The sequence below is a fragment of the Salmonella sp. SJTUF15570 genome, from assembly GCF_043357055.1.
Classification (GTDB): Bacteria; Pseudomonadota; Gammaproteobacteria; order Enterobacterales; family Enterobacteriaceae; genus Salmonella; species Salmonella enterica.
This window is the reverse complement of the sequence record NZ_JBEUKJ010000001.1, coordinates 446,704-459,870: the sequence shown is the minus strand read 5'-3', so window position 1 is coordinate 459,870 and position 13,167 is coordinate 446,704. Positions and strand designations below refer to the sequence as shown.

Annotated in this window: 10 protein-coding genes and 2 pseudogenes; 9 read left to right on the top strand and 3 right to left on the bottom strand. The window is 51.0% G+C overall.

All coding sequences use genetic code 11. The features are described 5' to 3' along the window. Positions 1–112 precede the first annotated feature (112 nt). Positions 113–1,543: an exodeoxyribonuclease I gene (gene sbcB / locus ABVN44_RS02465; protein WP_000216702.1), complete on the bottom strand. Its 1,431-nt coding sequence runs from the start codon at positions 1,541–1,543 to the stop codon at positions 113–115. A gap of 159 nt (positions 1,544–1,702) precedes the next feature. Between sbcB and ABVN44_RS02460 the strand changes: the two are divergent. Further along, positions 1,703–1,780: pseudogene (locus tag ABVN44_RS02460) on the top strand (hypothetical protein); the annotation flags it as partial. A gap of 129 nt (positions 1,781–1,909) precedes the next feature. Here the strand turns inward: ABVN44_RS02460 and sopA are convergent. Next, a complete protein-coding gene (sopA, locus tag ABVN44_RS02455; protein WP_023231307.1) occupies positions 1,910–4,258 on the bottom strand; it encodes an SPI-1 type III secretion system effector HECT-type E3 ubiquitin transferase SopA in 2,349 nt (782 codons plus the stop codon). A gap of 266 nt (positions 4,259–4,524) precedes the next feature. On the opposite strand from sopA, the pseudogene ABVN44_RS02450 reads away from it, so the two are divergent. From ABVN44_RS02450 to ABVN44_RS02415, 8 genes and pseudogenes are all read left to right on the top strand, one after another. Continuing rightward, a pseudogene (locus tag ABVN44_RS02450) lies at positions 4,525–4,617 on the top strand (heavy metal-binding domain-containing protein); the annotation flags it as partial. Positions 4,618–4,876: 259 nt separating this feature from the next. Further along, positions 4,877–7,153 (top strand): thiosulfate reductase PhsA, encoded by a 2,277-nt coding sequence (phsA, locus tag ABVN44_RS02445; RefSeq protein ID WP_023231308.1) that lies wholly within the window; start codon positions 4,877–4,879, stop codon positions 7,151–7,153. 14 nt (positions 7,154–7,167) lie between these two features. Beyond that, positions 7,168–7,746 (top strand): thiosulfate reductase electron transport protein PhsB, encoded by a 579-nt coding sequence (phsB, locus tag ABVN44_RS02440; protein ID WP_001016236.1) that lies wholly within the window; start codon positions 7,168–7,170, stop codon positions 7,744–7,746. Continuing rightward, positions 7,743–8,507, top strand: a complete 765-nt coding sequence (phsC, locus tag ABVN44_RS02435; protein ID WP_001092553.1) for a thiosulfate reductase cytochrome B subunit — start codon at positions 7,743–7,745, stop codon at positions 8,505–8,507. The genes phsB and phsC overlap by 4 nt, the downstream gene beginning before the upstream one ends. A gap of 123 nt (positions 8,508–8,630) precedes the next feature. Next, entirely contained in the window at positions 8,631–9,803 is a 1,173-nt protein-coding gene (gene dacD, locus ABVN44_RS02430) for a serine-type D-Ala-D-Ala carboxypeptidase DacD (protein ID WP_000925042.1), read from the top strand. A gap of 150 nt (positions 9,804–9,953) precedes the next feature. After that, a complete protein-coding gene (sbmC, locus tag ABVN44_RS02425) occupies positions 9,954–10,421 on the top strand; it encodes a DNA gyrase inhibitor SbmC (RefSeq protein WP_020898962.1) in 468 nt (155 codons plus the stop codon). 118 nt (positions 10,422–10,539) lie between these two features. After that, positions 10,540–11,598, top strand: a complete 1,059-nt coding sequence (locus ABVN44_RS02420; RefSeq protein WP_001200858.1) for an FUSC family protein — start codon at positions 10,540–10,542, stop codon at positions 11,596–11,598. 244 nt (positions 11,599–11,842) lie between these two features. Beyond that, positions 11,843–12,178 carry a DUF496 family protein gene (locus ABVN44_RS02415; RefSeq protein ID WP_000450405.1) on the top strand — a complete coding sequence of 112 codons (336 nt, stop codon included), beginning with the start codon at positions 11,843–11,845 and terminating at the stop codon, positions 12,176–12,178. A 33-nt stretch (positions 12,179–12,211) separates the two neighbouring features. Here ABVN44_RS02415 and pduX read toward each other — a convergent pair whose 3' ends face one another. Continuing rightward, a complete protein-coding gene (pduX, locus tag ABVN44_RS02410) occupies positions 12,212–13,078 on the bottom strand; it encodes an L-threonine kinase PduX (protein ID WP_001805106.1) in 867 nt (288 codons plus the stop codon). Between the last annotated feature and the right edge of the window lie 89 nt (positions 13,079–13,167).

Below are 13,167 nucleotides of genomic sequence, written 5' to 3'. Positions count from 1 at the left end.
AAAACCGGAGGCAGTGCCTCCGGTTTTTTGTCTGTCATCCAGCACGTTTGCCGGATGGCGGCGTCACTATTTATCCGCTCTGAATTAACAATGCCCGTCAGGCATTGGTCAATTACACAATCTCAGTTGCGTACTGCCACAGTGATTTCAGCAACCCCAGCTTCGTTTTATCTTCCGCATACTGCTGAGAAAGCATCTGCAATTCATTGGCATACTGTTGTAAAAACTCCGGCGTCAGCACCTGACGGCGATGCTCCAGCCAGCGCTGCTGCTCTGCGTCATCCAGCGTACCGGGAAAATTGCGTGCGCGGTAATTAAACAGCAGCTTCTCAATGCGCTTATCGACAAAAGTAATGTCCAGCGCGGGTAGGTTACGCGGCTCGGTTTCGAGTACGATTTTCATGGCTGCGCGATCGGCATCGCTGAAAAAACCATCATAGAGCTGGGCATCAACGTTATCCGAGGCGGCAAAAGGTTCGGCTTCGGCGAAAATCGCCACCACTTTGTCGCGGACCTGCGGGTTTTCACGTAGCACTTTCAGGTTATCCAGGCAATGCTGGCGGTTAATTCCCAGTCGGTCGGCATCCTCCGGGCGCAAGGTATTCGCCTGCGCCAGTACCGGACATTTATTGATATGCACCAGCTTTACCGGCACTGCGACGTGATCGCCAAGATCGGCTTTGGCCGTATAAAGCCGCTCGCGAAGGGTGTCGCTGTCCAGCTCAAGAAGAGGAGAAATATCGCCTGCTAAATCGACCATGATCACCGCGTTACGGTTTTCAGGATGCCACGCCAGCGGCGCGACCCAGCTTGTATTACCGCGCCACGCGCCAAACATGCCGGAGACATGCACCAGCGGCTTCATTTGCGGAACGTCAATCAGCGCCGCCAGTTTATGTTTACTGCGGTGGCTATAAAGATAATCAAACAGTCGCGGCTGGCGTGTTTTCACCAGTTGCGCCATCGCAATAGTGGCGTAGACATCCGCCATCGCATCATGCGCGTTGCTGTGTTCGATCCCGTTCGCCTGGGTTAAATGTTCCAGACGAAAGCTGGGCAGGCCGTCGTCGTTTTCCGGCCAGTTAATTCCCTCCGGGCGCAGCGCATAACAGGCGCGCATGACATCCAATAGATCCCAACGTGAATTATCATGCTGCCAGCTCCAGGCGTAGGGATCGTAAAAGTTGCGATAAAAAATATTGCGCGTGACTTCATCATCAAAACGCACATTGTTGTAGCCCACAACGCAGGTTTTAGGAACGGTAAACAGCGCATGAATGCGTCTGGCGAAAGCGGCTTCGTTTTCTCCTTTCTCACGCGCTTCCTGCGGCGTGATGCCGGTAATCAGCACCGCGCCGGGCTGCGGTAGATAATCATCGGCGGGTTTGCAATAAAACACCTCCGGCTCGCCAATAACGTTGAAGTCGTTATCCGTACGGAGCGCGGCGAATTGCGCTGGTCTGTCGAGGGCCGGATGCGTACCGAAGGTTTCGTAATCGTGGAAGAGGAATGTGCTCTGTATGCTGTCGTTTTTAACTGTCACTTGATGTACACGCCTGATGTTATCTGTATATGAAATATTTTATTCTTTTATTTTGTCGTTGATTGATTGTATTTGTACACCAATTGATATTGTTGCTAATGTTCGTACATGCGATGGTGAGTACATAAACATTAAAATCATTGAGTACAAAATACTAAAATGACCATCAGCGACACTAAGCTACGCTCCCTCTATGGTAAACCATATTCCGGTCCATCTGAAATTACTGATTCTGATTTAGTACTGTATGGAATTTAGGCCAGGGGCAATCTGGCCGGGATCTCAAAAAATGCATGGACTAAAACGGGTCTATGTACAGAGGGACACAACGCTGTGTCCCTTAATTTCATGCGGGTTGAGGCTGGACTAGGCCCAGGCCAGTGGCAGGATGGATGACAGAACACTCGGGAAATATTTTCTGGCATGACGTTGCATACTATCCGCCACAACGCTGGTACAGGTAAAGGCGCCATGGAGGCCGTGAAAACGGTCGGACCACTCGGTAAACTGTTCGCTGGATGGGAATATCGCCGGAGACAGCTCCCAGGCTTTCTGCATCAGCGCCTCCGCATAGCCTCTCAGGGCCGGCGGAGAGTCATGCTCAGTGCCAAAAATGGCGCTGGAGGAATAGCGTGCGAATGCGGTACTGAGACAGAACAGGGTTTCCGCCTGCTTCTGTGGGGTGGCGTCCGTCAGGTGATAAGCACTGAGGATGTGCTGGTAGTGTGCCGGGCTGAGTTTGCCTTCAGGAAGCAAGGGGTCAAAAATGGTGGCCAGACGCGACACTGAGGCATCATCAATCAACTTCACGGTGGAATGTTTCTGGTTCGTGGCGGCAATAAACTGCTGGTTCAGCTCCCCGTGCTCTTCAGTGCTGAGGATGATATCAATCAGCTCCCCAAAGCGTCGCTGCGTGGCCTGCTGATTAAATGCGGCGAGAAACACCGGAAAGTCATGACGGAATAACTCTACCGGAGAGATTTGCGCGGTGGAAACGTTCTCTCCGGCTCGCAGCAGGTAAAAGTTGTCCCATGCAGTGTCAGGAGTGGGGTTTAGCATTGTTAACAGCGTGTCAGTGGAGAGCATCATCGCCGTGTCTGAATCCTGGGAGGAAAGCAGCAGGAAATTATCTGCAGCGCGGGTTGTCCAGTCCGGGCTGCCGTCATAATTGCCGAAGAGCCCATTATGGATGTGGGGAGACACCGCCGGGTGAGCAAGATACTGTTCATAAAGCGCTGCAGCTTTCTGGCGGGTGCCATCAGTGCAGTCCACGCCTGTCATACAGTGTAAAATCACCTGATTAAAGAGTCCGCTGTGAGTGGTCATGGCGGCGCTGTTCCTGTCAAACGAATCCAGCAACACAGGCAGTATGCGCTGCTGATAATATGTGTCAGGAGTCGGCAGGGGAACGTCATTATAGGTCTGGCACTGGTGGGCAAAAAAACGTTCCTGAACAGGCCCGAGCCACTCGCGGATAAGCGCACTTTGCGTATAGGGAGGGTGGGCCAGTACGCTTACCAGCGAACTTTCAACTGGCCGGATACATGCTTCTGTTAAGCGGCCACCCCGCAATGACTTCACCAGGTCTTCCATTGCCCGGACTTTTTCCTGACTGTATTTATCGGGCAGGCTGTCAATGGTCATCAGAATACTTTTACCATTATTGTGCTCATGATTTAAAAATCCATCCACAGCGTTCTCACTCCAAAGGAGTGGCATTTGCAGCCAGATATCACCTAGACGAATAAAATTTCCGCCCCCTGACACTGACGGAGGTGATGAATTATCCGGTTCATTTAAAATAACGCCAGAGAGGTTGGCTTTGTGACGTATAAACGTATTTTTTAATGTTGTATTAATAAAAGACGGCTGTTGTCGTGTAGTAATTGAATACTGTAAAATCAGTTCATTCATGTCTGAATTACTAAATTTTGTATTACTGCAGACTACATCACTCAGTGTCGAATAAGTGAATCGGCATTCGTCAAAATGTAAATGAGATATATCAGAATAAGTAAATTTTGAATTTGAAAAGTTGAACCCCTTAATAATATCGCCGTCTCGCTCCATGAAGCTGGTGGGCAATATTTTGCTGAATGTAATATTACGGAAATCTGCGTTTGAAAAATCGCGATCTGCGGTCGTAAGGGTTTCTCCGGCTTTCTGCCGTAAAAGTGCATCCGTGAGTTTCTTAGCCCAGTCGGCAGGTGATGACGGGGAAGACGTAGCCTGAAGTGAGAGGGAGGGTGATACTGGTGGTGTTCTACCTTCAGAAACCGTGGGCCTGTTATTAGCTGATACAGAGACTCCACCGGGGAGCGGGGCCGCACCTGTCACTCTGTAATTATAATCACGTGATTGATTTGCAATATGCTTACGCATGAATGCTGCATTCATTTTTGAGACATCTTCTGCTGAAATATTTTTCTTAACTGCATTATTTGTATCTTTAATATTTTTAACAGTAATCAATGTTTTGTTTAAGGTGTTTTTATCTTTCGGCTGAAAGAAGTCTTTTATTTTTTGTGGTAACGCGAACTCAATCGGTGAGTCCTTTCCTGTTTTAAATTTTTCATTTAAAGATGTATGCGTGTTTTTAACACTGGTTATTTTTGAGGCGAGCCCGTTTTTCGTATGTTCACGAATAGAGGTAATTAATTTTTTAACCTGGTTAGGAATAGTAGAAAAATTAATTGCGCCTGATGATATCTTCATTAGAATTCCTTATCAACATCATTATGGAAAAACGGTCTGGATTTTTAACGCCTTAAAAGTAAGCTTCATATGTCGGTATGGCGATGGAGATCACAATTCACCATGTTATCTGGCAGGTTTCTTTCAGAAAGTGTCCATCCTGTCATCATGTCACCGTATTGTGGGACGCTGACGTATCTGCGGAAAAATCCAGGCATAAGGGAGCGGGTCGGGTAACGAAGCCCGTGTGCACGCAAAAGTAAACTCGCTTCGATGCGCAACCAGCGTTTTTCACCGGCATTCGGGATATCGTCGGCTGACGTTCCGGCGCGTATGAGAAAGAACTGCGTAAAGCGCGTGAAATCGCTTTTCAGGAAATAATCGTTTTCTTTTAAATATTATTACGTGTTATTGGAATTGTATCATTTTTATAATTAACAGCGGGTTGTTTGGTAATTCTGCTGATTATTCAATGACAGTCCATGTGCGTGTTCAGGAAATGTAAAATATTTATAAAATAAAAGGTTTTATCGTGTTGACATGCTCATTTTAACAACTATTTCAAATTGTGATTGAAGCCGACATTTCATAATACAAATTAAATATAATCTTCAGCTATATCTAATAACAGGAGGTTATATGAGCATTAGTCGTCGTTCTTTTTTGCAGGGGGTGGGCATCGGCTGCTCTGCCTGCGCGCTGGGCGCTTTTCCGCCCGGGGCGCTGGCGCGCAACCCGATTGCCGGCATTAACGGTAAAACCACGCTAACGCCAAGCTTGTGCGAAATGTGTTCCTTTCGTTGCCCTATTCAGGCGCAGGTAGTCAATAACAAGACCGTTTTTATCCAGGGCAATCCTTCTGCGCCGCAGCAGGGGACGCGCATATGCGCCAGGGGCGGGAGCGGCGTCAGCCTGGTCAATGACCCGCAACGGATTGTAAAACCTATGAAACGCACCGGGCCACGCGGCGACGGTGAATGGCAGGTGATTAGCTGGCAACAGGCTTACCAGGAAATCGCGGCGAAAATGAATGCCATCAAAGCGCAGCATGGCCCCGAGAGCGTGGCTTTCTCTTCCAAATCGGGCTCGCTCTCCAGCCATCTTTTCCATCTGGCTACGGCCTTTGGTTCGCCTAATACCTTTACTCACGCCTCAACATGCCCTGCCGGGAAAGCCATTGCGGCAAAAGTGATGATGGGCGGCGATCTGGCGATGGATATCGCTAACACGCGCTATCTGGTTTCGTTTGGCCACAATTTGTATGAAGGGATTGAAGTTGCCGATACCCATGAGTTAATGACCGCGCAGGAGAAGGGGGCCAAAATGGTGAGCTTCGATCCGCGTCTGTCGATATTTTCCAGCAAGGCGGATGAGTGGCACGCTATTCGTCCCGGGGGGGATTTAGCGGTTCTGCTGGCGATGTGCCATGTCATGATTGATGAACAGCTCTACGATGCGTCTTTTGTTGAGCGTTATACCAGCGGATTTGAACAGTTAGCACAGGCGGTAAAAGAGACGACGCCGGAATGGGCCGCCGCGCAGGCCGATGTCCCAGCCGACGTTATTGTCCGGGTGACACGCGAACTGGCTGCCTGCGCGCCTCACGCTATTGTCAGTCCTGGTCATCGCGCGACGTTCTCGCAGGAAGAGATCGATATGCGGCGTATGATTTTTACGCTTAATGTGCTGCTCGGTAATATTGAGCGCGAAGGCGGGCTATATCAGAAAAAAAACGCGTCTGTTTACAATAAACTGGCCGGAGAAAAGGTCGCGCCAACGCTGGCGAAACTCAACATTAAAAATATGCCGAAACCGACGGCGCAACGCATCGATTTGGTCGCACCGCAGTTTAAATATATCGCCGCTGGCGGCGGCGTGGTGCAAAGCATTATTGACGCGGCGTTAACCCAGAAGCCTTACCCGATAAAGGCGTGGATTATGTCGCGGCATAATCCTTTCCAGACCGTCACCTGTCGTTCGGACCTGGTAAAAACCGTTGAGCAACTGGATCTGGTGGTCAGTTGCGATGTCTATTTGAGCGAGAGCGCGGCGTATGCCGACTATCTGCTGCCGGAATGCACTTATCTCGAACGGGACGAAGAGGTATCGGATATGTCGGGACTGCACCCGGCTTACGCTCTGCGCCAACAGGTCGTAGAGCCGATTGGCGAGGCGCGTCCAAGCTGGCAAATCTGGAAAGAGCTGGGCGAGCAGTTGGGATTAGGGCAGTACTATCCGTGGCAGGATATGCAGACGCGCCAACTCTATCAGTTGAACGGCGACCATGCCTTAGCGAAGGAACTGCGACAGAAAGGGTATCTCGAATGGGGCGTTCCGCTGCTATTACGCGAACCAGAATCCGTTCGTCAGTTTACGGCGCGTTACCCCGGCGCTATCGCGACGGATAGCGACAACACCTATGGCGAACAGCTTCGCTTCAAATCGCCCTCCGGCAAAATCGAACTTTATTCCTCAACTCTGGAGGAATTGCTCCCAGGCTACGGCGTTCCGCGCGTTCGTGACTTTGCGCTTAAAAAAGAGAATGAGCTTTACTTCATTCAGGGCAAGGTGGCCGTGCATACCAATGGCGCGACGCAGTACGTACCTTTACTCAGCGAGCTAATGTGGGATAACGCGGTCTGGGTCCATCCGCAAACGGCGCAAGAAAAAGGCATTAAGACCGGCGATGAGATCTGGCTGGAAAATGCTACGGGTAAAGAGAAAGGTAAGGCGCTGGTGACGCCCGGAATCCGCCCGGACACGCTTTTTGTCTATATGGGATTTGGCGCTAAAGCTGGGGCCAAAACGGCGGCGACGACACACGGTATCCACTGTGGCAATTTACTGCCGCACGTGACGAGTCCGGTATCCGGTACGGTAGTGCATACCGCAGGCGTGACGCTGAGCCGGGCATGAGGGAGGAGGGAACCATGAATCATTTAACGAATCAGTACGTCATGCTGCATGATGAAAAACGTTGTATCGGCTGCCAGGCGTGTACCGTTGCCTGCAAAGTGCTTAATGACGTACCGGAGGGATTTAGCCGCGTACAGGTACAAATTCGCGCCCCTGAACAGGCATCCAACGCACTAACCCATTTTCAATTTGTCCGCGTCTCCTGTCAGCACTGTGAAAATGCGCCATGTGTCAGCGTTTGTCCTACCGGAGCGTCATATCGTGATGAAAACGGGATCGTGCAGGTGGATAAATCGCGCTGTATTGGCTGCGATTATTGTGTTGCCGCGTGTCCTTTCCATGTGCGCTATTTGAATCCGCAAACCGGTGTCGCCGACAAGTGTAACTTCTGTGCCGACACGCGGTTGGCGGCTGGCCAGTCTCCGGCGTGCGTATCCGTTTGCCCAACGGACGCGCTGAAATTCGGCAGACTGGATGAGAGCGAGATCCAGCGCTGGGTCGGTCAGAAAGAGGTCTATCGCCAGCAGGAGGCGCGTAGCGGCGCGGTCAGTCTGTACCGTCGTAAAGAAGTCCATCAGGAGGGTAAAGCATGAATACTATCTGGGGAGCGGAACTACATTATGCGCCAGATTATTGGCCGCTGTGGTTAATTTACGCAGGCGTCGTGGTGCTGCTCATGCTTGTTGGGCTGGTTATCCATGCGTTATTGCGCCGGATGCTGGCGCCAAAAACGGCGGGCGGCGAAGAGCATCGTGACTATCTCTACTCGCTGGCGATTCGCCGTTGGCATTGGGGAAATGCGTTACTGTTTGTTTTATTACTGTTAAGCGGTTTATTTGGTCATTTTTCTCTCGGCCCTGTAGCGCTAATGGTACAAGTGCATACCTGGTGTGGTTTTGCCTTACTGGCTTTCTGGGTCGGGTTTGTGCTGATCAACCTCACCACAGGTAACGGGCGTCACTATCGGGTAAATTTTTCCGGACTGGTAACGCGCTGCATACGCCAGACGCGTTTTTACCTTTTTGGCATTATGAAAGGGGAAGCGCATCCGTTCGCGGCAACAGAGCAGAATAAGTTCAATCCACTGCAACAACTGGCATATCTGGCGATTATGTACGCGCTGGTACCGCTGTTAATCATCACCGGTTTGCTGTGTCTCTATCCGCAGGTTGCGGGTCTGGGCCCTGTGATGCTGGTGTTGCATATGGCGCTTGCTATCATCGGCTTACTGTTTATTTGCGCGCATCTCTATCTGTGTACTCTTGGCGACACGCCGGGACAAATTTTCCGTAGCATGGTTGACGGCTATCATCGTCATCGTACCGCGCCGCGCGGGGATAAGTCCGCCGTCTGAGCGTATCCATAAAATAATGTCAGCAAGAAAATGTGCCTTGTGTCACATTTTCTTGCAATTTATCCATGTTTGTTTAACTGAACTTCCGTAAAAAGAACGGCAAATTGAGACCATCCTGAGGACATGCTGTTGAAACGCCGTTTGTTTATTGCCGCTTCTTTATTCGCGATGCACCTTTCTCCTGCGCTTGCGGCCGATGCCGTAAGTTTTGCTCCCCAACCGCCAGCCATTGATGCAGGCGCCTGGGTGTTGATGGATTACACTACGGGACAGGTTCTTACCGCCGGTAATGAACACCAGCAACGTAATCCCGCCAGCCTTACCAAGCTCATGACGGGCTACGTCGTCGATCGCGCCATCGATAGTCATCGTATCAGCCCTGACGATATCGTCACCGTTGGGCGCGACGCCTGGGCGAAGGATAATCCGGTGTTTGTCGGCTCCTCGTTGATGTTTTTAAAAGAAGGGGATCGCGTGTCGGTGCGTGATTTAAGTCGTGGCTTAATCGTGGATTCCGGTAACGATGCCTGTGTGGCGCTGGCGGATTATATCGCGGGCGGGCAGCCGCAGTTTGTGGCGATGATGAACAGCTATGTGAAAAAACTCAATTTACAGGATACCCATTTTGAAACCGTCCACGGTCTGGATGCGCCGGGACAACATAGCTCCGCGTATGATCTGGCCGTACTCTCCCGGGCGATTATTCACGGCGAACCTGAATTTTATCACATGTACAGCGAGAAAAGCCTGACCTGGAACGGCATCACGCAGCAGAACCGCAACGGCTTGTTATGGGATAAGACCATGCATATCGATGGGCTTAAAACCGGACACACATCGGGGGCGGGATTTAATCTTATCGCATCGGCGGTGGACGGGCAGCGTCGACTTATCGCCGTCGTGATGGGAGCGAAAAGTTCGAAAGGTCGTGAGGAACAGGCGCGAAAACTGTTGCAGTGGGGCCAGCAAAACTTTGCGACGGTGCAGATTTTGCACAGCGGTAAAAAAGTGGGCAGCGAGCGAATCTGGTATGGAGACAAAGAAAAGATTGCGCTGGGTACGGAACAGGATTTCTGGATGGCGCTGCCCAAAGCGGAAATTCCGCATATCAAAGCAAAATATGTGCTGGATAGAAAAGAGCTGGAGGCGCCAATCGCTGCTCATCAACAGGTAGGTGAAATAGAGCTCTACGATCGGGATAAACTGATCGCTCAGTGGCCGCTGGTCACTCTGGAATCGGTGGGTAAAGGCGGTATGTTCTCTCGTCTGAGCGACTATTTTCAGCATAAAGCGTAAGCCGTTGTCACACACCGTTCACCGTCATCTGAGGTGTCAAAAGGGCGGGATTGCGAGGTTGCTCACAAAATGATCACGCTGTCCTTGTGACCGTAAAAGGCTGTAATTATACTGTACATTCATACAGTATAGTAAAGTGACGGAGGCAGCATGGATTACGAAATCAGGCAGGAACAAAAACGCAAGATAGCCGGTTTCCACATGGTCGGTCCATGGGAACACACCGTGAAGCAGGGTTTTGAACAACTGATGACGTGGGTGGATCGACAGCGGATCGTGCCAGTTGAATGGATTGCCGTCTATTACGACAATCCAGATGTCGTACCTGTGGAAAAACTCCGCTGCGATACCGTGGTGTCCGTGGCAGAGAATTTCATCCTGCCGGACAATAGCGAAGGCGTAATCGTGACCGCCATTGAAGGCGGCGAATATGCCACTGCTGTCGCGCGAGTGGAAGACCGTGACTTTGCGAAGCCGTGGGAACGGTTTTTTGACGTCCTGGAGCAGGATAGCGCTTATCAGATAGCCTCTGCGCCCTGTTTTGAAACCTATCTGAATAACGGCATGGAAGATGGATACTGGGATATTGAAATGTATATTCCGGTACAGCGGAAGTGATCGACTGGTTTCCTGGCTGAAAAGAGCGGACGGATAATGTGTTCCGTCCGCCAGTGCGCTATTTTTGCTATAAAGCAGGTACAATGCATTTTTTGCCATTCCCGTAAGGAGCGCAAGCGTGCGTGCCGATAAGTCATTAAGCCCTTTTGAAATACGGTTGTACCGTCATTATCGCATCGTGCATGGCATACGTATCGCCCTGGCGTTCATTCTTACCTTTCTGCTGGTTCGTCTGTTTTCTATTCCCGAGGGCACATGGCCGCTAATCACGTTAGTGGTGATTATGGGGCCCATCTCATTCTGGGGAAATGTAGTGCCTCGTGCTTTTGAGCGCATAGGCGGTACGATCCTGGGCGCGGCGTTAGGGCTGGTGGCGCTACGCCTGGAGCTCTTTTCCTTACCGCTGATGCTGGTGTGGTGTGCGATAGCGATGTTTTTGTGCGGCTGGCTGGCCTTAGGGAAAAAACCGTATCAGGCGCTACTGATAGGCATAACGCTCGCCGTTGTTGTCGGCGCTCCCGCTGGTGATATGAATACGGCATTATGGCGTGGCGGGGATGTGATTTTGGGGTCGCTACTGGCGATGTTGTTTACCGGCATCTGGCCCCAGCGCGCCTTTTTGCACTGGCGCATCCAACTGGCGCATTGCGTCACGGCGTATAATCGGGTGTATCAGGCAGCGCTGTCGCCGAATTTGCTGGAGCGCCCCCGGTTGGATAAACATTTGCAACGGTTGCTGAACGATGTCGTCAAAATGCGCGGGCTGATAACGCCTGCCAGTAAAGAAACCCGGATACAAAAATCTATTTTCGAGGCCATTCAGACCATCAACCGCAATCTGGTTTGTATGCTTGAATTACAAATCAATGCCCACTGGGCGACGCGCGCCAGCCATTTTGTGATGCTTAACGCGCACACATTGCGTGAAACCCAGCAGATGACGCAGCAAACCTTGCTAACGATCGCCCACGCGTTGTTTGAAGGCAACCCGCAGCCGGTACTGGCAAACACCGGTAAACTGAATGATATTGCTGCCGAGTTGCGGCAGCTAATGAACGAGCAGCAGGGCGACGCGGTGGCTGAAACCCCCATCCACGGCTATGTTTGGCTAAGTATGGAAACTGCCCGACAGTTGGAACTGCTTTCACATTTGATCTGCCGGGCTTTGCGCAAATAAAAAGCAGATGGGGCGAATGAATTTGTTGCTGCTTCGATTCAGCAAAGATTAAGAGTATGATACTAATATAAGGATAAAATGAGTGCTACTGGCAACGATTTTATCCCCGAACCTTCAGGTTTCCCCAGACGGCGACGTAACGGTGTTTCCTCTGGCGGCTTGAAGTATGACGGGGATAAACGTAATGTTTATCCACTAGCAGTTGCTTAACGAATCCGAATCTCACATTATCAGGGGTGTAAAAATGGAAACAACCAAGCCTTCTTTCCAGGACGTGCTGGAGTTTGTTCGTCTGTTCCGTCGCAAAAATAAACTGCAGCGTGAAATTCAGGACATTGAGAAGAAGATCCGTGACAACCAGAAGCGTGTGCTGCTGCTGGACAACCTGAGCGACTACATCAAGCCAGGTATGAGCGTTGAGGCGATTCAGGGTATCATCGCCAGCATGAAAAGCGACTATGAAGATCGCGTTGATGACTACATCATTAAAAATGCCGAAATCTCCAAAGAGCGTCGCGACATTTCCAAAAAGCTGAAAGCGATGGGCGAAATGAAACACGCCGATGTAAAAGCCGAATAATGCGCTACGGCAGTGGGAGCGTATATCAGGCTCTCACTGCAGTTTGACCCCGCCAGTGACCATCTTGAGTAAATGTTGTTTTGGCCAGTGTCGGGTAAGTTTTTTCTCTGCCAGCTTACCTTTCAGGCGCGCAATATCATGATGTTTCCGGTCCAGCATCAGACCCACCACGCTACCGCTATGTGCCACGTTCAATCCGTATAAATCACACTCTTCGACCAGCGACAACAGGGCGGTAAATCCTGGCTTAGGTAACAGCGTCTGGCTGGCGATAGCGCTAAGCGTAGCCGCCTCACCCAGTCGGAGCGGATTTTGCGTTATACAGGCTTCCTGCACCAGATTCCAGGCCTGCTGCAAGGTTGCTGAACTTGCTATTAATTTCTGCTGGCGAGGGAGACGGTGGTAATCTTGCGTGCGCAGTGTGACCGGACTTTCCAGTACCAGCAAATCGATTGGCGGCGGTGGCTCGCAGGCGATTTGCGTGACCGCATTATTATGATCAAACAGCGTTAACTGATGAAAAACGGTGCTATCAGTGGGTTCGATTGAGACGCAAAGCTGTGCAAGGGTGGTTTCATCCAGCGAATGGCCAAGATGATGCGCCGTTGCCACCGCCGTAGCGGCAATATCTGCGGTGCTGCTGGCCATGCCTTTGGCAACGGGAATTGACGAACGTACATCGACGCGAATCTCGTTACTCCAGTGCGCAGGATACTGCCAGTGCGCCAGAACGCGCTCCACCATCGCCCGCGACAATGGGCGCTCGTTGACCAACGGCGGCGCAGCCGTGACTGCTACGGTGCTGTACCAGTCAACGGGGCAGGAGACCAGTTTCTCACTGCCCAGAATCCATCCCTGGATAAGTTCCCCGCATGAGGCGGGGCATTGCGCAACAGCCACGTTATCACCTTTCAGGTACGAATAGTGTGCGCGCATAGTGTCATGGTAAAAGCGTTATTACCATGACTTGCCGCAATGCGTCGTATAAC

Bases quoted from the DNA above. Each gene is read 5' to 3' on its own strand.
- sopA (WP_023231307.1), bottom strand. From the start codon at position 4,258: ATGAAGATATCATCAGGCGCAATTAATTTTTCTACTATTCCTAACCAG.
- phsA (WP_023231308.1), top strand. From the start codon at position 4,877: ATGAGCATTAGTCGTCGTTCTTTTTTGCAGGGGGTGGGCATCGGCTGC.
- phsB (WP_001016236.1), top strand. From the start codon at position 7,168: ATGAATCATTTAACGAATCAGTACGTCATGCTGCATGATGAAAAACGT.
- phsC (WP_001092553.1), top strand. From the start codon at position 7,743: ATGAATACTATCTGGGGAGCGGAACTACATTATGCGCCAGATTATTGG.
- dacD (WP_000925042.1), top strand. From the start codon at position 8,631: ATGCTGTTGAAACGCCGTTTGTTTATTGCCGCTTCTTTATTCGCGATG.
- sbmC (WP_020898962.1), top strand. From the start codon at position 9,954: ATGGATTACGAAATCAGGCAGGAACAAAAACGCAAGATAGCCGGTTTC.
- ABVN44_RS02415 (WP_000450405.1), top strand. From the start codon at position 11,843: ATGGAAACAACCAAGCCTTCTTTCCAGGACGTGCTGGAGTTTGTTCGT.